This is a genomic window from Anaerospora hongkongensis, assembly GCF_004339805.1.
GTDB lineage: Bacteria > Bacillota > Negativicutes > Sporomusales > DSM-15969 > Anaerospora > Anaerospora hongkongensis.
This window is the reverse complement of the sequence record NZ_SLUI01000003.1, coordinates 179,494-199,114: the sequence shown is the minus strand read 5'-3', so window position 1 is coordinate 199,114 and position 19,621 is coordinate 179,494. Positions and strand designations below refer to the sequence as shown.

The 19,621-nt window shown below is 45.5% G+C and carries 20 protein-coding genes; 1 reads left to right on the top strand and 19 read right to left on the bottom strand.

From position 1 onward, the window contains the following. Window positions 1-2 precede the first annotated feature (2 nt). The 19 genes from sufB to EV210_RS22505 form a co-directional block, all read right to left on the bottom strand. The gene (gene sufB, locus EV210_RS05640; protein ID WP_132076885.1) at window positions 3-1,409 is read right to left on the bottom strand and encodes a Fe-S cluster assembly protein SufB; all 1,407 of its coding nucleotides are present in this window, start codon (window positions 1,407-1,409) and stop codon (window positions 3-5) included. A 14-nt stretch (window positions 1,410-1,423) separates the two neighbouring features. Then, on the bottom strand, window positions 1,424-2,185 hold the full coding sequence (gene sufC / locus EV210_RS05635; protein ID WP_132076882.1) for a Fe-S cluster assembly ATPase SufC: 762 nt from the start codon (window positions 2,183-2,185) through the stop codon (window positions 1,424-1,426). Window positions 2,186-2,549: 364 nt separating this feature from the next. Further along, on the bottom strand, window positions 2,550-3,761 hold the full coding sequence (locus tag EV210_RS05630; RefSeq protein ID WP_132076879.1) for a GNAT family N-acetyltransferase: 1,212 nt from the start codon (window positions 3,759-3,761) through the stop codon (window positions 2,550-2,552). Between the two features lie 109 nt (window positions 3,762-3,870). Continuing rightward, window positions 3,871-4,443, bottom strand: a complete 573-nt coding sequence (locus EV210_RS05625; RefSeq protein ID WP_132076876.1) for a flavodoxin family protein — start codon at window positions 4,441-4,443, stop codon at window positions 3,871-3,873. 167 nt (window positions 4,444-4,610) lie between these two features. Continuing rightward, window positions 4,611-5,453: a methyl-accepting chemotaxis protein gene (locus EV210_RS23275; protein WP_132076873.1), complete on the bottom strand. Its 843-nt coding sequence runs from the start codon at window positions 5,451-5,453 to the stop codon at window positions 4,611-4,613. 39 nt (window positions 5,454-5,492) lie between these two features. After that, window positions 5,493-6,119: a 3-oxoacid CoA-transferase subunit B gene (locus tag EV210_RS05615; protein ID WP_132076870.1), complete on the bottom strand. Its 627-nt coding sequence runs from the start codon at window positions 6,117-6,119 to the stop codon at window positions 5,493-5,495. Next, window positions 6,119-6,778: an acetate CoA-transferase subunit alpha gene (atoD, locus tag EV210_RS05610; protein WP_132076867.1), complete on the bottom strand. Its 660-nt coding sequence runs from the start codon at window positions 6,776-6,778 to the stop codon at window positions 6,119-6,121. The genes EV210_RS05615 and atoD overlap by 1 nt, the downstream gene beginning before the upstream one ends. Before the next feature lie 85 nt (window positions 6,779-6,863). Beyond that, the gene (locus EV210_RS05605) at window positions 6,864-8,261 is read right to left on the bottom strand and encodes a GntP family permease (protein ID WP_132076864.1); all 1,398 of its coding nucleotides are present in this window, start codon (window positions 8,259-8,261) and stop codon (window positions 6,864-6,866) included. A gap of 43 nt (window positions 8,262-8,304) precedes the next feature. After that, window positions 8,305-9,333 carry a ketopantoate reductase family protein gene (locus EV210_RS05600; protein WP_132076861.1) on the bottom strand — a complete coding sequence of 343 codons (1,029 nt, stop codon included), beginning with the start codon at window positions 9,331-9,333 and terminating at the stop codon, window positions 8,305-8,307. A 25-nt stretch (window positions 9,334-9,358) separates the two neighbouring features. Beyond that, complete coding sequence (gene kce / locus EV210_RS05595) at window positions 9,359-10,288, bottom strand: 3,5-dioxohexanoate:acetyl-CoA acetone transferase (protein ID WP_132076858.1); 930 nt, start codon at window positions 10,286-10,288, stop codon at window positions 9,359-9,361. A gap of 456 nt (window positions 10,289-10,744) precedes the next feature. Continuing rightward, window positions 10,745-12,094, bottom strand: coding sequence for a sigma-54 interaction domain-containing protein (locus EV210_RS05590; RefSeq protein WP_132076855.1), 1,350 nt, complete (start codon window positions 12,092-12,094; stop codon window positions 10,745-10,747). Between the two features lie 333 nt (window positions 12,095-12,427). After that, the gene (locus tag EV210_RS05585; protein WP_132076852.1) at window positions 12,428-12,634 is read right to left on the bottom strand and encodes a hypothetical protein; all 207 of its coding nucleotides are present in this window, start codon (window positions 12,632-12,634) and stop codon (window positions 12,428-12,430) included. Between the two features lie 250 nt (window positions 12,635-12,884). Then, entirely contained in the window at window positions 12,885-13,106 is a 222-nt protein-coding gene (locus EV210_RS23270) for an undecaprenyl-diphosphate phosphatase (protein ID WP_279388489.1), read from the bottom strand. A gap of 103 nt (window positions 13,107-13,209) precedes the next feature. Continuing rightward, window positions 13,210-14,655 (bottom strand): ArnT family glycosyltransferase, encoded by a 1,446-nt coding sequence (locus EV210_RS05575; RefSeq protein ID WP_132076849.1) that lies wholly within the window; start codon window positions 14,653-14,655, stop codon window positions 13,210-13,212. A 37-nt stretch (window positions 14,656-14,692) separates the two neighbouring features. Further along, the gene (locus EV210_RS05570) at window positions 14,693-15,316 is read right to left on the bottom strand and encodes a DedA family protein (RefSeq protein WP_132076847.1); all 624 of its coding nucleotides are present in this window, start codon (window positions 15,314-15,316) and stop codon (window positions 14,693-14,695) included. A gap of 21 nt (window positions 15,317-15,337) precedes the next feature. Then, entirely contained in the window at window positions 15,338-15,931 is a 594-nt protein-coding gene (locus EV210_RS05565) for a phosphatase PAP2 family protein (protein WP_132076844.1), read from the bottom strand. A gap of 187 nt (window positions 15,932-16,118) precedes the next feature. Further along, window positions 16,119-16,811, bottom strand: coding sequence for a response regulator transcription factor (locus EV210_RS05560; protein WP_132076841.1), 693 nt, complete (start codon window positions 16,809-16,811; stop codon window positions 16,119-16,121). Beyond that, a complete protein-coding gene (locus tag EV210_RS05555) occupies window positions 16,808-18,301 on the bottom strand; it encodes a sensor histidine kinase (RefSeq protein WP_132076838.1) in 1,494 nt (497 codons plus the stop codon). Before EV210_RS05555 ends, EV210_RS05560 begins: the two co-directional genes overlap by 4 nt. A 168-nt stretch (window positions 18,302-18,469) precedes the next feature. After that, window positions 18,470-18,637, bottom strand: coding sequence for a hypothetical protein (locus tag EV210_RS22505; RefSeq protein WP_165898794.1), 168 nt, complete (start codon window positions 18,635-18,637; stop codon window positions 18,470-18,472). A gap of 342 nt (window positions 18,638-18,979) precedes the next feature. On the opposite strand from EV210_RS22505, the gene EV210_RS05550 reads away from it, so the two are divergent. Next, a complete protein-coding gene (locus tag EV210_RS05550; protein WP_132076835.1) occupies window positions 18,980-19,594 on the top strand; it encodes an outer membrane beta-barrel protein in 615 nt (204 codons plus the stop codon). The last annotated feature ends 27 nt before the right edge of the window (window positions 19,595-19,621 follow it).

Here is a 19,621-nt window from a genome sequence, read left to right as displayed (position 1 = left end):
CTCTAGCCGATAGCGCCTTCCAGTTCAATATTGATTAAATTATTCATTTCCACCGCATATTCCAGAGGAAGCTCTTTGGCTACCGGCTCGACAAACCCCCGTACAATCATCGCCTTCGCTTCCTCTTCACTAATGCCGCGGCTCATGAGATAAAAAATTGCTTCTTCGCTGATTCTGCCGATCTTGGCCTCATGTCCGATCTCTACTTCATCATGTAAAATATCCATCACGGGGAGAGTATCCGACCGGGAAAGTGCATCCAGCATCAGCGACTCACAGTTTACTGACGATCTGGCGTGATGCGCCTGGGGAGTCACCACGATCGCCCCGCGGTATACCGCAACACCGCCGCCTTTAGCGATGGAGCGCGAGCTGATATTGGAAGAAGTATACGGTGCAGCATGGATTACCGCCGCACCGGTATCGAGATATTGTCCCTCCGCCGCAAATGTCACCCCGTTAAATTCTGCTCGGGCGCCTTCTCCTTTTAGGATGCTGCGGGGATAAAGCATGGAAATTTTGGAGCCAAATGAGCCGGATACCCATTCAATACTGCCATTTTTCTCGACTATAGCCCGTTTGGTATTTAAATTCAGCATATTGCGCGACCAGTTTTCAATGGTCGAATACCGTAAGCTGGCTCCCTCATTTACAAATAACTCCACACAGCCTGCATGCAAATTGGTGACATTGTGTTTCGGAGCTGAACAGCCTTCAATAAAATGCAGCTTTGCTCCCTTATCCACAATGATCAACGTATGCTCAAACTGTCCGGCGCCTGCAGCATTCAAACGAAAATACGATTGCAGCGGAATATCCACCTCGACGCCGGGAGGGACATAGACAAAAGAGCCGCCTGACCATACGGCACCATGGAGCGCCACAAATTTATGGTCACTAGGTGCAACCAGCTTCATAAAATGCTGCCGCACCAGTGCTTCGTGCTCAACAAGCGCAGTCTCCATATCGGTATACACTACGCCCTGCTTGACCAGTTCCTCTTTGATGCTATGATAGACAACCTCGGAATCATATTGGGCCCCCACCCCGGCCAGCGACTCCTGTTCAGCCTGAGGTATCCCCAGCCGTTCAAAGGTATTTTTTATATCAGCAGGTACGTCCTGCCAGTTATCCTTCATTTCCGTTTCAGGCCGGACATAGGTAATAATATTGTCCATATCCAGTTCAGCCAAAGAAGGCCCCCAGTCAGGCATTGCGGTTTGATAATAGATATCCAGTGCCTGCAGACGAAACTCACGCATCCACTGGGGATCATTTTTTTCCCGGGAAATATCCTGCACAATCTCGGGCGTAAGTCCGCTGGCCGATTTATAACGGGAGCGGTCTGCATTTTTTATATCATAGAGGCCCCGCTCGATATCGGCGACCGCTGTTTTCTTTTTTTCCATAAACTCACCTCATCTCAGCCAGTGTTCTTACATCCTCTGGAAACTAACGAAGAATAACCTTCACTGTTGATTTTCTCAACAAGTCCGGCATCTCCTGAACAGATAATCCGGCCACCCATCAAAATATGCACACGATCGACCTGCAGCTGTTCCAGAATCTTTGTATTATGAGTAATAATTAAAATTGCATTTTCGGAATTCTTAAACTGGCTGACTCCGGCGGAAACGATCCGCACCGCATCCACATCCAGCCCGGAATCCGTTTCATCCAGCAAAGCGAGCTTCGGCTTGAGCATCATCATCTGCAAGATCTCATTACGCTTCTTTTCACCACCGGAAAAACCGACATTTACATGCCGGGCGGCATAAGCATGATCCATCTTCAAGGAATCCATTGCTTTCTGTAATTGCTTTTTAAAAGCCATGATTTTTACCGTTTCGCCGCTAATCGCGTTTTGCGAAGTACGGATCAGGTTTTCCACCGAAATACCCGGTATTTCCTCCGGGTTTTGAAAGGACAGGAAGATCCCCTTCCGGGCTCTTTCATGAATTTTTAGTGCGCTGATATCTTCACCCTCAAAGGTAAGCGTACCTGCAGTCATTTCATATTTCGGCTGCCCCATGATCAGGTTGACCAGTGTCGATTTGCCAGAGCCATTTGGTCCCATAATGACATGAACTTCGCCCTTATTGACCTTTAGGTCCAGTCCTTTTAAGATTTCCTTACCATCGACAGCAGCGTGCAAGCCGCTAATGGCTAAAAGTTGTTCCGCCATATTTCCACCTCATCAGCATTTTCTTACTACTATGTTAAAACGATTTCAGACTATTCAAACCGGATTAGTCGGATTTACATTTATTTTATTGCCTTTTTTACCGGCTGTCAAGGCGCTGAATTGCCGTCAGCCAGCTGATAAATAAACAAAAGGAGATCAAATTTTCCTAAGAAAATCTGATCTCCAGCTCATTCTGGTCGAACAGTACTATTATCTATTATATTATTCCTTTAGAGAAAAAAAATCAAGTCTTACTTCAACAACTACTTAGCTACCACACGGTTAGCAAAAGTTGTACCCCTAAAAGCTTGCAAAGCTATCCAGCAGTTGTTTGGTATATTCCTCCTGCGGCTGAAAGAATCCATCAAAAATAATCCGAGAAATACGGCGTCTGGTGTTCAATAGAATCTTCCAGCATATCGACAATCTCCGGAGTACATGACAAGCGGCCAATTTTATGTAGATATTCCGGACGTTTGTAGCCCATCAGCATGGTGGTCATGGTTTTGATGTCAATCCGCGAATTGCTTTTTTCCCCGGTGCGGGTGATTTCCCCTTTTCCATCCGGCTGGATTGTTAAGGTAAAAGAGCCCTGGTTCCAGGACAACAGCGGATCATCCAGCGTAAAGGTCCAAGACCGCTCATGACTTTCCGGCTTAAAGGGATACTGACTAATGAATTGCTCCAGATCAACAATGCGCGCCATATAGTACGGCGATATGGTCTCTTTTATGTCCGCATCCTCTAAGAGAAAGGCCAGTGGTTCATCCGTATAGATATTACCGACCACCTTGGAAATCATGGAAAAATGAGCACTAATGAAATTCCACAGACCACTGCGGGCTTCTTCGTTAACAAAAATCATGTCTTTAATATGAAAAACTTCATCAGCAATCCAGTACAGCACATAGCCGTCAGGCTGCCGGTCTTCATTATAGTAGATAGCGGCTGTCAACTCATCATAGTCCCATAGCCAATATTCATTCCAGGCTAACTCGTTGCGCAGCATCGCCCCGTGGCTTTGATAGGCGAAGCGTTCATAAGCGGTTTTTAATTCATCACTCTCAATCGCAACGCGTTCAATTTCCCCCGGAACCTGCTTGGTCTTCGGCAGTTGATAATCCTGGACCTCGAACACAATTTTATCCGATATAATTTCCCAGCCTTTTCGGCGGTAATAGGGAATGGAATAAGGATACAAATACGAGATGGACTGTTTTTTTTCCCGCATCCCTTCCAGTGCCTGAAATAACAATTTGTGCATCAGCCCCTGATTGGAATACTCGGGAAAGGTCCCCACTCCGGTAAGCCCGCCCATTTCATAGGTCCGGTCGAATATCCTCACCTGAAAAGGATATACGGCAACCTGCGATACCAGCTTATCGCCGTCAAACCAGCCAAGTACATCTGCCTTTTCCAGTACCGGCGATTTGGCCATAATTATGTCACGTGCTTCCCAGCCAAACCTGTGCAAATCATTATTGGTCACCTGAAAAACATAGCGAAGCAACTGGCTGTACTGCTCTAAGTGCTCCATGCTTACTTTTTTCAACTTTAAACGTTTTTCTCTGCCCATAAGAAACCTCTTTCATCTGCCGAAAGCTGACCGGCAAATCTCCTAACTAAATTATATTATGCCAGCCAGGAATAAGCAAAATGCGGCTTTAGCGACAGATGTGCAAAAACTAACGGGATAGGCTTTTTTCCTCGCCAGAAATGCTTTTGCCCAATGCTTCTGCCCGAATCAGCCCGTCAGTCTGCAAAACGTCCTCTTTATCGTGCAATCCCGGTACGATAACAACACCGCGGTCTTGCCAGTGCAGATACTCGGCGATCAGCTTATAGGATGCAACAATTCCGGCAAACTTTGCTTCATCAGCATCGCCGCCGCTGACCAACAGCGCACATTCTTTAATCTTCCACTCCTTGCCGCCAATCAAAAAAGCATAGAATTTATCGATAGCAGCTTTCAACTGCACCGGAAAGGAAAACCAATACATCGGCGTTGCCAATACAAGCATATCCGCCTGCTCCAGCAGCGGTGCCAGTTCACTAAAATCGTCCGGAATGGAACAGGCCTGCCCCTTTTGAAAACAGTGCTTACAATCGATACAGCCTTTAATGGTTTTATTGGCAGTTGCATATATTGTCACCTTATGCCCCGCCTGCCGGGCTCCAGTCATGAATGCCTCAGCCAGCTTATCCGTATTACCGCCCCTGCGCGGGCTGCCTGTCAAAACGAGGATATTTTTTGCCATTGCTACCCCAGCCTCCTTTTTGCCATAATCATACCCATTCTGCGGGCAGCTTACAAGTACGCACTTATTTGTTGCCTAGTATCCGTATGCATACCGATACGAGATTAGGTTGCTCCACAATAAAAATAGATAAACCAAACTGGTTTACCTATTTATTAGTATATCTCTTATTTATTGCTTAGTATTTCTGCTATCCGATCCAGCTTGACCGCCATTGTACCAATTTCTTGTATTGTTTTAGCTACATGATTGACTGCTTCAGCAATCTGCATGGTCATTTCTCCCACACGGTTCAGCTCTTGCTGGTTATGTTCGCTATCGGCTTGAACCCCCTGGATGATTTGTGTGATTTTCCTCACCGATAGAGTCGAGCTGTCGGCAAGTTTGCGGATTTCCTCGGCAACCACCGCAAAACCGCGTCCGTGCTCCCCTACCCGGGCGGCTTCAATAGCAGCATTCAGACCAAGTAAATTCGTCTGCCCCGCAACATGCTTGATTAGCTCTAAAACTTGGCCAGTTTCCCGGACTCTTGCCTGCGAATCCTCAGATAATTGTCCAAGAGCCCTGGAAATTCTGGCGACTTCCTCTGTTTGCGCTGATACTTCCTCAGTAGTTGCAGCTATCGTACTAATCGCTTCCGCTAGTTCTGAAGCCATTTCGTAAACCGCATCCTGCGTGTCCACTGATTCTACAAAAGCGATCGCCCCAATCACTTCCTGTACAGCATTCAGGATTGTCACTGCAGCTCCTATATAAGGCACACCAAACTTTTCCTTGCCCCCCCGCATCTGGACAAGCTGCTGTTCTTCCATCGCTCTTGCAATAGCCGTACCAGGCTTTATGGGCATACCGGACTTAACACCGGTATCAATCTTAGGATTAATAAGACTAAATATATATTTTTCCCGGTCACATACACCAATGGTAATGTCACCACGAACAAGGTCCTGGACCAGCGGCAGTACAGTAAAAAACTGTTTAAAAATCAGGGAATTTTCTTCCTCGCTCATTTCCTCATCTCCCTAACCCGCAGAAGGCTTTGCTGCAGCTTATAAGCCCACCAAAAACTCAGCTTCAGTCTTTGCCCTCACTTCATCCACGGTGACGCCTGGTGCAGTCTCCTTGAGAATCAGACCCGCCATCGTCACTTTAAACACACATAAGTTAGTGATAATGTAATTCACCACACCTTTTCCGGTCAGCGGCAGGGTACACTTTTTTAATATCTTCGGCACCCCGTCCTTAGCGGTATGCTCCATGGCAACAATCACCTTTCTGGCACCGGATACAAGATCCATGGCACCTCCCATCCCCGGTACCAGTTTCCCCGGCACCATCCAGTTCGCGAGATTGCCTTCCTGATCAACCTCCAAAGCGCCAAGGACAGTCACATCGACATGCCCGCCCCGGATGATCGCAAAGGACATGGCACTGTCAAATACCGCACCGCCGGGAATAATCGAAACCGGTTTACCACCTGCATTTACGAGATCGGGATTTGCTTCTCCTGCCAGGGGAGCGAGGCCTACAAAACCATTCTCTGATTGAAGAGTAACGCTGACACCGGCAGGCAGGAAATCAGCCGCCAAAGTTGGGATACCAATCCCCAGATTCACCACATCACCGTCTTTAAACTCCTGGGCCACCCGTTTTGCTATTATTGTTTTTGCATCCATTATTCTTTCCCCTCTCCCCGGACAATCCAGTCAACGACGATTCCCGGTGTCATTACCTGATCGGGATCAATGTGACCCGCTTCAACAATATTTTCCGCTTGAACAATAACGGTACCGGCAGCCATGGCCATTAACGGGTTAAAATTGCGGGCCGAGCGGTGAAACAATAGATTACCGGCCGTATCCGCCGTATGGGCCTTAATTAACGCCACATCGGCCTTTAGATATTTTTCCAGCAGGTATTCCCTGCCGTCAATCACGATCATATCCTTCCCTTCGGCAATAATCGTACCCAGGCCGGTCGGTGTGAGAATCCCGCCCAGCCCGGCTCCACCGGCACGAATCCGTTCAGCAAGCGTCCCCTGCGGGACAAGTTCAACCTGCAGCTCGCCGGCATTCATTTGCCGCCCTGTCTCCGGATTGGTTCCGATATGGGAAACGATCGCCTTTTGCAGGCGACGGTTAACTACCAGTTTCCCAATGCCTTTATCCGGAAAAGCCGTATCGTTAGCAATGACAGTGAGATCCTTTGTCCCCTTTGCCAGCAATGCATCTACCAGCAGCTCCGGCGTCCCTACGGCTAAAAATCCGCCAATCATAACGGTCATCCCATCTTGCACGGATTCGAGCGCTTGTGTAATTGTAGTAACTTTATTCATTGGTCCCTCCATACGTTTATTGATGAGAAAGGACTTGGCTTACACCAAGTCCTTCCGGCTTCTGCCACTTTATCACCACTTGTGTTTACAATATGCCTGTTGCCAAATGAATTGCGATAACCAGAAAAGCAACCAGTGTTTTTAAAACAACAAGTGCAAAAAGATCGGGATAAGACTGCTTATGCGTTAAACCGCAGATAGCAAACAGGGTAATAACCACGCCATTATGGGGCATCGTATCCAACCCACCTGAGGCCATTGCCGCCACTCTATGGAGAACTTCCGGCGACATACCGATCTGATTCGCCCACACCAGCCAATCTTTAGCCATTAAATCCAGTGCGATCGACATACCGCCGGAGGCCGATCCGGTAATAGCAGCAAGCGTTGTAACAGTCACGCCCTCGGACACCAGCGGCGTGCCGCCAATGTGAATACCAAGCAGGGCATTGGCAATCGACTTGAAGCCGGGTAACATGGCAATAACGTTGCCATAGCCAACCTCTGAAGCCGTATTCATAATAGCCAGCAATGAGCCGATAGCACCTGCGTTTAGTGCCTTAGCCAAACCGCCTTTAGCCATATTGCGGTACCCAATAGCTACGGCCAGAACAGTACCAAGTACAACAGAGATAATTAAGGCCCAGATTGCAGCCACGTTCTTAACGGCAGTTGCCGTTAAGGGCAGTTTCATCTCAATAAAAGGAGCTAAAATAGCAGGATTCCAGGTGAACACATTACTCATGATATAGTTGACAACAAGTACCGTAACCAGTGGTACCAGCGCCAGCTTCCAGTCCGGCATATCGTTGACATCAATATCCGCAGGCTCGTTAATATGGTTTTCACCATATCCTTCACCTTGAGCCTTGGCCTTTTTGTAACGCCACTCCAGATAGTACATGCCTCCGAGGAAAATCAGTATACCGCCGATTATGCCAAGCGTGGGTGCGGCATAAACATTTGTACCAAAAAAACTAGTGGGAATGATATTTTGTATTTGGGGAGTACCAGGAAGAGCATCCATGGTATACGTGCAGGCGCCCAGGACAATACACCCCGGAATCAGCCGTTTCGGGATGCCGGCTTTCTTAAACATAGCAGCGGCAAAAGGATAAATGGCAAATACGACAACAAACAGGCTTACTCCGCCGTAGGTCAACACACCGCCGGCTATGACGATTGATAATATACTGCGCTCGATACCAACCGCTTGCAGTATCCTGTAGGCAATTGCTTTTGCCAGCCCGGTTTCTTCCATAACTTTGCCGAAAACGGCGCCTAGCAGGAATATGGGGAAAAAGGATTTGACGTAAACAACTGCTTTGGCCATGAAAAGCTCAGTATAGGCAGGCATAGGAGAAAGCCCTTGGCTTACAGCTGCTAACAGCGCAAAAACAGGCGCAAACAAGATAACGGAAAACCCACGGTACGCAAAAAACATCAATAAAAACAAACTGAGCAGTATACCTAATACTTCCATAAAAGACATGCCTCCTATATTTCACATTTTGTAGTAGGCTAGCTTATTTCGCACTCTCGATAATGTCATTGAACCGCTCGAGATAACTAAAATCATTTACTCCGCCTCTTGCTTCCGCTTCTTTAACCAATTCTACAACCTTATCATTGAAGGGTGTCGGGATATTGCACTGACGTCCGCCCCGGCAGACAACCCCGTTGATATAATCAATTTCAGTTTTTTTGCCTTTCTCCAGATCCTGGAGCATGCTTGCCTTGTTATTATGACGTCCCCATACTTTTTTGTAAAACTCCATTTTTGCTGGAATATCTGCTTTGCTGTTGAGCTCCAGGAATTCAAAATCAGAACCCTGCATCTCAACCATCCGGTAGCCAAGACCATGGCAGACTTTGATTACTTCATCAGCAATATGGGCAACGCAAACCATAGCCTTAGGGTTGGCTAAAACATCGCTGAAAAGCCCGTTGAGAGCAGCCGACATGCCACTGAAGGTTGAATTCATTAATAACTTCGTGTAACGGATTCCCATCAGATTCGTGAGGATGGTTGTTCCCCCGGCAGTACTAAGAACCTCTTTTACTTTTTCCAGCCGCGGCCGTACTACTCCATCGATTTCACCAATCTCAAAGGCAAATTTTTCTACTGCTTCCATCGAGGAGGTAAGTTCAGACACCCCTGGCCTCAGCCAGGTTGCCCCGAAGCCAACTGCACCGCCAATGGTTCTTTCTTTGCCCACATAGGATGCCACTGAATCTTCGGGAACACCATTTTGCAGCGTGCAGACAATACTATCTTTATGCAGGTGGGGCAGCAGCTTGGGCAGGGCTGTTTCGTTAGCCGTTTGCTTGGTCAATAACAAAATAAGGTCATAGGTTCCGGTCATTTCCTCCGGAGTGAGCGCCTTAACCGGCTGGTGCATCTCCAGAAAACCGGTAACGGTAGCGCCGTTAGCATTTAATGCATCCACATTTTCTTTAAAAGAATCGATAAGATCAACTTGCTGACCATTTTGGGTCATCCTTGCACCAATAATAATTCCCAGAGCACCTGCTCCTAAAATCGCTGTTCTCATATGCAATCCCCTCCAGGGTTTGTATTTAATAATTCACTTTATCGATGCCTTTAAGAGCAAGAATTTGCCGGGCTTCATCGGAGTTGGCAATTTCAAGGCCAAGCCGTTCGGCAATCTCTTTAATCTGCAGCACTTGCTCAGCACTTGATTTTGCCAGCACGCCTGGTTTTAAATACAAGTTATCCTCAAGGCCGACGCGGGCATTGCCCCCCATCGTCAAAGCAGCAGTAACTAATGGGAACTGTGCTTTACCAGCCGCCGCGCAAGACCAGACAAAATCACCGATCTGCTCACGGGCTGTCTTCACCAGATAAACAAGATTATCAACAGTGGCGGGAATTCCGCCCAATATTCCCATGACAAATTGCAGATAAACCGGCTTTTGTACCAGGCCTTTTTTCATAAAGTAAGCAATGTTATTGATCATGCCTACGTCATAAACCTCAAACTCTGGCCGTATTTCATGCTCATTCATCGTTTTCAGATAATATTCCAGCCCGGTAAAAGTGTTGGTAAATACCAGCTCGTTCGTGCGTTTGAGATAAGGAATTTCCCAGTCATATTTCGGATTCTCCAGCTTTGACGCCAGATCGGCAAACACAAAATTTACCGAACCTGCATTGCAGGAAGCCAGCTCCGGCTTTAGCTCAGTAGCGGGGGCAAGGCGCTGTTCAGAGGACATCCAAACCGCACCGCCGGTGGTGATGCAGACAACCGCATTGCATTGCTGCTTGATAGCAGCAACGATGTCCTTCATAATCGCCAAATCAGGTGTCGGACTGCCATCCTTCGGATCTCTGGCATGAATATGAACGACTGCGGCCCCCTCTTTATGAGCATCTACCGCATCCTTAATGATTTGCTCCGGTGTTGCAGGAAAATAGGGACTCAAACTTGGCGTATGTGTTGCTCCTGTAATTGCTGCTGTAATGATAATTTTGTTTTGCTTTGCCATATAAACTCCTCCAACTGTTAAATTTGGTGATCCCGGGAGCAAAGATTCAGGCTCGGTGCCTGCTCCCCCCGTTACTCCTTTCTGCTGATCTATCAGAATATATCGCAAAATTCATGCCAAAACGGTCAATGACTTAGCCAACCTGTTAAAAAAGTGAAGAATGCAAGTTGTTCCTTGTCATCAAGATCCAGCTTGATGCAGCTCAAATTCAGTAGTTATGCGGTGTTGTAAGGTACTTAACTTCAGAAGGCTATAGCCGTGAGCGGGGAAAAGCACCTGCAGTAGAATCGGCCTATTCAACCGGAAGATGCTAACAATAGAAATCATAGTGTAAGCGGATACTGACATACTTTTCAGATTATTCTTTATTGCGTTGCTAAATCAGGTGAAAATTAAAGCAAAGAGAGACAGTGTAAGTAATCACTTACACTGTCTCTCTTTGCTTACACTCTACCTTCAGCTGCTGATGCCCAGACGGCGCATTTTCTGATATAATAACGGCCGGGCAATTCCGAGCAGCTCTGCCGCTTTCTTCTTATTGCCCTGGGTCACCTGGAGGGCATTTAAAATAATCTCTTTTTCACTTGCTGCTCTTGCCGCCTGAATACTTCTTCCTGCCGTTTCCTTTCCTTTATCCTGCAGCTTTGGCAGCAGCCATTCAAAGTGAATTGTCTCCAGTGTCGTGCAGCTGCAGAGGTTAACAGCCCGTTCTACAGCGTGCTCCAGTTCCCGGATATTGCCGGGCCATTCGTATTTCATTAGCAGCGCCATCGCCTCAGCGTCTACTGTTACTGCCCCTAAACCTGCCTGGTCGGCATATTTTTCGACAAACTTTTTCACAAGCAGGGGAATATCCGATTTTCGTTCTCTTAGTGGCGCAACCTTAATAGGAATGACGTTCAGACGATAATATAAATCAGCCCTAAATGTTCCTTGCTTGATCATTGCCTCCAGGTCATCATTCGTAGCAGCGATAATTCTTACATTCACGGGAATCGGCCCCGATCCCCCTATACGCTCGATTTCTCTTTCCTGCAGGACACGAAGCAGCTTGGCCTGTGCCGCCATGGATAACTGACTGATTTCATCGAGAAAAAGTGTTCCCTTATCGGCTTGCTCAAATTTTCCTTTTTTGCCTGTCCGGCGCGCTCCCGTAAAAGCGCCTTCATCATAGCCAAACAGCTCCGATTCAACTAGCTCCTGCGGAATAGCAGCACAATTCAGCTTAACAAACGGATAAATCGACCGACGGCTTTCCTGATGCAGCGCATGAGCAACCAGTTCCTTGCCTGTCCCCGTTTCGCCCTGAATCAAAACAGTGGCATTTGAACAAGCAGCCTTCAAGATTGCCGTACGGATTTCAACTGCCGCTGGGCTTGAGCCAATCGTATCGGCTAACGAATAGCGCACTCCCCCATACTTTTTCACTTTTTCTTTATAGTAATCAAGCTGGCATTGCAGCTCCTGTATCGATTCAAACAGCTTGTCAACCCCTTCAAAAACCTGATAAGACATGGCACCAATCAGAACGCCGTCTTTTATCAAGGGGTAGCGGTTGCAAATAACTGTTTTGCCCTCATAGTAATACACATCACCGAGGATTGGCTTACCTGACTCAACAACAACCGGCAGCTTGCTTGTCGGGATTATATCCTTAACATAGCAGCCAATTACTTGCTGCGGATCAATTCCTCTTGACCGGGCATAAGTTTCCTCGACAAACACAATCCGCGACTGTTGATCAACGACCACCATCCCCGCCATATGCGCAAATACTTGCTGCATGATTTCACTGTGTTTTGCCATTCGGAATCCCTCCTGCCCTTCATTCGTTCGTCTTTGTTATAGGATAACACATCCTTTTGTTTATCGCAGTAAAAATTCAGACAATCTAATAAACCTGATTACTTTCTCAAGAAAAGTGACTATCTTCAACGCTTTTCTTCTTACGTCCTCAAAATGTAAAAAGCCTTTTAGCAAAGCAGCTGAAAGGCTTTTTTCTAATTTCAATTGGCAAAATGTGATTGGATGCTGGGTTTCCCTTTAAACGGCATTGCACCTGTTATCGTATGCATGAACAATAGATAAACAGAATCGGCCAAGTCCAGATAAAGAACAGTTTCTGGTAATCAACAAAGTTCATTTCACAGCGCTCGCATAACAGATACAGCGCTGGAATTTTGCTGCAAAAGTTGCAATTGATGGAATCAAGACATCAGAAGCACAGCTTTTTACCAGCTCCATTTGCTCGTCCAGCTTATAGTTAACAGCAAGAGCTATAGCCGCTCCAACCATAAACAGAACTCCGCCATGGGCAAGGCCGCCAATCAATGATGCAACAACCATAACGGTTGCCAGCTAAAATGCTGGAAGCTGTATTTAAGTTAGTTTTTATTTGCCCTTTATAAATAAAGATATCCCTACTAATTCTGTAGATATGCTAGCGTGGTCACCATCTAAACCATTATTCGCAAGCGCTTGTACGCTTAGCATGAAGATAAGTAAGAATGTAATGATTAATGCTTTTTCGTGCAAAGAAATCCTCTCCTTATCCGTTATCTTACAATAGCTAGTTCCCCATAGATAATTCCGATTGCTAGGTACCTTGTGTCAGATAAACAATAGTAATAATCGCCGCCAACACCAATCTATATCCTGCAAATACAGCAAAGTTATGATGCTGAAGGTATTTCAGCAAAAAACCAATACTGGCAAGGCCTACCATAGCCGATGTAATAGTTCCAACCCAAAATAAAGGATTGGTAATATTCAGTTTATTTAAACACAGTATTATTAATTTTAGATACTGCTCGTCCAATTTGTCAGCTTAAGTGTACCAAGTCAATCTGAAAATACCATGAAAAATGAAGCCCCATATCAAAAATACAGCACAAATTGAACAAACGATTTGTGCTGTATTTTCATTGTGCTCGTCGATAATATATAGTTGCCTTCGGCAACTTTTCAACCGGCGTCCATTCATCTGTTTTAAACTCTTTAGCGAAATCATCCTTTTTGTGCTCATCCCAAATGATATAGATATTCCTATCTCTGGGAAGCTCTTCAAAAGAAAGAAAAGGCATCACATTCTTGCTGCTCCAGCTCATGGCTTTCGGTTTAGCTTTTTCTATTTGATCTGCATGCACAAGATTATAGATCACCTGATTACTGTAAAAAACAGCTGATGCCTTATAGTCTCCATAGCTTGCCACCAGATCCCCGGGTTGCACCTGCTCTTGCAATACGGCAGCAACATTTCGTCCTGAGTACGAGTTATTACAAAGAGGAATAGCAACAAAAAAGGTCAATGCAAGATAAAAGAAAACATTAAAAGCGACCAGACGCCTGACAAACCTTTCATGGGTATAAAGAAGACGAGCAGTCAAAATAGCCACCGGCATTAATGCCGGCAGAGTATACGTCGCATACTTAGTCGCCATACACTGATAAAATCCGTTAACCAAAACAGCCCAAAGCAGCAGGAAGAGCGTAGTTTGATCAAGCACCGGCCACTGACGCTTTTTCCAGTATTTTCGAATTGCCATCGGCAAGCTAAAGCACCAGGGAAAAAAGCCTAAAAAGAAAATAGCAAGATAGTAATACCATACGTTGAACTTTGGATGCTCAGACACGGTTGCCCGCAGTACATTGTGAATACCCAGAAAGGTATCAAGAAAAACCTGTCCATGCAATTGATACATTAGATAGTACCAACTACCTCCCACTATAAGAAAAATTACCGTGCCACCTAGCCATTTCATGCGCTTGATTTCTGCATAATCACGACGGCATAAAATAAAAACTGTTACAATTAATCCTGGCAGCAAAATCCCGATCGGCCCCTTGGTAAGCACCGCCAGTCCGGCAAATCCATAGCAAAGATAGTAATAATTTTTATTTTGGCTCGTATATGCAAGATAAAAAAAGACAAGTACCGCATTGAAAAAGAGAAACAAAGTGAGATCGGTAATAACAGTCTTGGAAATAAGCCAATACTCAAAGGAAGTGCCAAGGATCAATGCTGAAAAAAGGCCTGTTTTTGCGTCATAAATTTTGCGGGCAAAGCCATAGACCATAAACAGTCCGGCAATACCCGCAAGCGCAGGAAAAAAGCGTGCAGCAAATTCATTGATGCCAAAGACCTTAAAAGCAGCAATGAGTTCCCAATAGAAGAAAACTGGCTTATCATACCAAAAATTACCGTAGATACGAGGTGATAAATAATCACCAGACGCAAACATCTCTGCCGAAGTCAAAGTATAATTGGACTCAACCGGGTCTGTAATGGCAATAGAAGCATTGCCAATAAAAAATAAAACTGCACCTAAAACCAAAAGAATCAACAAATGCTTTTTTGTCTCTGTCATTATTCGAACTCCTTCTAGTTTCTGTCAGGACTGATAGTTACGACAGCTCTCCGTCTTGCCGGTCTTTTCTAATACGTTTATACCGCACATACAGTATGATCATTACCACGGCAGCCGCCCCAACAAAAGCAAGGCTGAGTTCATGTCCGATTACGGTTAGCTGCTGCCAGCCTTCGCCCAGCATCATACCTGCCCACAACATCAAAACTGTCCACGGCAGAGAACCAAGGAAGGTGTAGAAGAAAAACTTCTCAATATTTACATGGGCAAAGCCCGCCGGAAGAGAAATGAAGGTACGCACGATTGGCAGCATGCGGCTGAAAAATACGGCCTTTATCCCGTACTGATCAAACCACCGCTGAGCAAATTCCACGTGGGAGTCCTTTACAAAGAAATATTTACCGTAACGTTGAACAAAGGCATGTCCGCCATGGTTACCAACAGCATAGGCTAAGAACGAACCGGCCATCCCACCGATCATGCCGGCAGCCAATGCTCCGGTAAAATGCATTTTCCCCGCAAAAATAAGATAGCCAGCAAACCCTAAAATGAGTTCACTGGGAATGGGGATGCAGGCATTTTCAAGTCCCATGAGTACAGCAACTGCCAAATAACCCCATGCATCAATAAAATTAAGAAATATCATTGTAAACTGTTCCATACCGCTCTCCTTTCCAAATTATTACTTAGTAACTGCCTCTTTACGAGTTACTAGCCCGAGTTTAGGCAGTATATTTTTCCACGAGCGTGTAGTCGACAGATAACAGCTCAATCTGTAAGCTGCAATGCCGGATATAATACCAAGCAGAACACCTGCCAGGACATCACTTGGATAGTGAACAAACAGATACAACCGGGAAAAACCGATTCCAGCTGCCAATAAAAGTGCTGCACTTCCTGCTTTCCTGCTCCGGCAGAAAATCGCTGTCGCAGCAGCAAAAGATGCGAAAGTATGCCCCGAAGGAAAAGAATAATCTGTCGGCAGCGAAATCAGCATCGGCATCCACGGAAAAACAGTGCCGGGCCGCAGGCGCGCTGCTAGTGGTTTCAAGATGCCGTTGCCCACTACCACGCTTATCGCCAGTGCCAGCAATACAGCAACTCCTAGCCAGCGATATTTCCTGACCACCAGCAATACCATCCCTAATACAAACCAAATAAACCCGGAATTTCCTATCTCAGAAAGAAATATCATATACGGATTAAATGTACTGCTAACCAGATGATGTTGTATCCAGAACAATACGTTTTGATCCAAAGTCGTTATCCATTCCATAATGTCTTCGCCTCTTCTCTAGAATAGCCTTAGTATAGGTGCTAAATCTAAACAGTTTCTAAACAGTATAAAAACAGTTCCTAAAAAGCAATCTGCCAGGAACTAAACTCTTCTAAAATTAAAAAAGACGAGCTGTCTGCCAACTGGAATAGTTGGCAGACAGCTCGTCTTTTTTAATACGCTGTTTTTAAAATTTCTTAAACCGGTAACCGGCCCCCCAGACCGTCTCAATGTACACCGGGTGTGCCGGATCGGGTTCAAGCTTTTCGCGAATACGGTTAATATGCACCATAACCGTAGCATTATCACCCATAGCATCCATGCCCCAAACACGATCAAAAAGCTTTTCCCTGCTAAACACAATACCCGGGTTTTCTGCTAAAAATGCCAGTAAATCAAACTCCCGGTTTTTCAGTGTCACTTCTTCTCCCTCAGCAAAAACACGGCGTGCCTCCATTTGAATTTCCAGCCCAGCATAGCGTAATACTTTCTCTTCAGGATTTCCGCCGGAAGTCAACCGCTCATAGCGGGCTATATGTCCTTTCACCCGCGCCACCAGTTCATTCGGGCTAAAGGGCTTCACAATATAATCATCGGCGCCTATGCCAAAACCACGAACCTTGTCAATATCCTCCCGCCGCGCCGATATCAGGAGAATCGGCGTATTCTTGTGTTCACGCACCTGGCGGCACACCTGAAAACCATCATGTCCAGGCAGCATAACATCCAGCAAAATAAGCGCATATTCTTCTGTCAGGGCCTTTTGTAGTCCCTGGCTGCCATCAGCAGCAATTTCCACAGTGAAATCATTTGCCTCCAGATAATCCCGTTCCAATTCCGCAATACCCTTATCGTCTTCGACAATCAAAATCTTTTTCATGCGCCATCCTCTCCGGCTGCTGGCAGCAGAATACAGATGCTCAGCCCTTCGTTCTCACCATTCTGCGCCCAAATTTCTCCCTGCATAGTTATAATGATCTGCTTTACAATTGCCAAGCCCAGACCGCTCCCCTTGTCAACATTCGTCCGTGCCGGATCGGTACGGTAAAAGCTGTCAAAAAGCTTCGCTAGATCTGCTGATGCAACTCCTTGACCATTATCAGCAAACTCCAGCCGTATTTTCCCCTCAGCCTCATTTGAAAGAGAAATTGTCAGCGATCCTATTTCACCTTGTTTATATTTTAAACTGTTTTCCACTAAGTTTTCTACTACCCTTTGGAATTGCACGCGATCGATACGCACCGGAAAATTTGTACCCTGATTTTTAAACGTCAGTTGCAGTCCCCTTGCCAGCAGCCTATCAGCATTCTCAGTCACATAATCCGTAAAATAATCCTGCAACTGCACTGCTTCCAGGCAAAATTCAACTCGCCCAAGGTCAAGCTTCGAAAACAAAAAGAGACTTTCCACCAATTTTTCCATATTGCAGGCTGTCTGATAAATCATAGTAAGATAGTGTGTTTTTTTCTCATTAGTTTTAGCTATGCCATCTAATAGACCGCTCGCATACCCCTTAACAGAAGTCAGCGGTGTAGATAGATCGTGCGATATGCCGACGATAAGTTCCTTCCGGTTTTCCTCATATTTTTCTTGCGTTTCCCTGGCAGCTTTAAGCCGCATACGCATATGGTCAAACTCACGGCAGGCAATTCCCAGCTCATCCTTCATCTCTGTAGAAATCGCATAGTCCAGATTACCCCGGCTGATTTCAATAGCAGCATGGCGCAGATCTTCTAATGGCTTAATAATCTCTTTCGATAACCGGCGCGAAAGAAATGCGCCGGTAAACACGATGATGAATATCGTAATGCCAATGACTACAATGGCTATAAACTCTAAAGCATTTTTAAAAGTCGATTTGGAGATTCCTGCGCGCGCAAGAAACGGTACATCCCCTACGGCAACAGCAGTGATTGCATTATTCGTCGCTTCATAACGAAAAGCAAAACCAGCCTCATCCCAAAGCAAAACCGGCCCGGCCCCGGTATAGCGCATCCCCAGCTTAGCCACTATTACCGAAGCATCATTTCCCTGCGTTACATAAAGAACATCATTGCCATTTACGATTGCCACCTGAATACCTTGTTCCTCTAAGGCCGTACAAGCCTCCAGCACTTCATGCATATCGAGCTGAGAACCCTTCGCCCGGTCAACTTCCACCCGCAAAGAACTGACTGCCAGCTGGACCGATAACATCGGTCCGCTTTCCGGCCATAGCAGCGCAATTTCACTGCGCCGCGCATTGCCAGTCATGCGCAGCCCGACTAGTACACTTATACCAATTAATAAAATAAGCAATACAGGAATAAAAACCATCATGAAGTTGGAAAACCATAATTTCTTTTTGACCGATAAATCCCGCATTCCCATTGAGTACACCGCCTCTTTTGTCCATCAGTATTAATATAAACCAACATCAGCAGTTTTAAGTCCAAATTAGTGGAGAATACTGCTTACCATTTGCACATTCCCTTTGGTATGTGCGTTAAGTCTTATAGAAAACTGAGTTTAAACACTCTGCAGGAATATAATGTATTTTCAGGTCATTATAACACGAAATTCATTAGAAAGAGTGCAGCAAAAAAGCATTTTTCTGCTGTCTGCCTTCCCCCGCATCAACTGGCACTCTTCTATCTCGGACACTTGCTGCGCAGCTGTTTGTGTCGGCATCCTTACTTTTTGTCCGGCCTGCTGCTGTCTATTCATCCTGGCCTCCTTAGCAATTTGATTCCCATAGGTCGGAAGCCAGGCTTTCATCAACCGGCTTCCCGATAACAGAAAAGACCGCCAGCGTACGCCGACAGTCTTTTATCTAGGTTTTCCTATGCTATCATTATCAATCATCCGACGACAAAGCTGGTGCATCATTAGTGCAATGTATTGCTGGTCACGACTAAAAAAAACTGCCAATTATTTAACCTATACAATCAGTTTTATTTATTAAAAATTATTAATATTTTAATAAATATAGGACTTTAGTTGCAGGATTAACCCAATTTTTACCTAATCTTATAGTAAGTCCATTACATTTACTAGGAGGAACCAATAATGAAAAAATGTCTATTAGTTCTCGCAGCATCTATAGCAATGTCTGGTATCGCTGCAGCTGCACCAGTGACCAATCTCGAGAAAGGAGAAACAACTGCGGGCTATTTATATTGGAATCCGAAAGTAGAAATTCGTTCCTATGATTTTGGCAGCCATAATGCAAATGGCTTCTTTGTCGAAACAGCCCTCACCGACAAAGTCATCGTGGGAATCGAAACAATCAAAGGTGATGCTTCTGCAGTTATCAGCGGGGTTTATGGAAGTGCTGATACTCGTTTTACCGATGTAACAATTCAGTATAAAGTAGCAAATAACATTCGGTTGATTGCCGGTAATCGTAACTATGATACGAATGGGTCAACTGCTGGCGCATCTGCCAGTTTATCGGAAAACAAATTACTGTATGGTATCAGCGGTTCTACTGTACTAGGTGAAAAAACGACCGCCTATGCAAGTGTATTGCAAAACTCTATCGGAACAGACTGGCAGATTGGTGTCAATCAGAACGTAAGTGAGAACTTAACACTTAATGTTAACTATCGCTACTATGACGAAGATAGTTTCTTGGATACAAAACTAAAGGGTGTTGGTGCGGGTATAATCTATAAATTCTAATACAGACCAAGCAAACAAGGCTTCCGG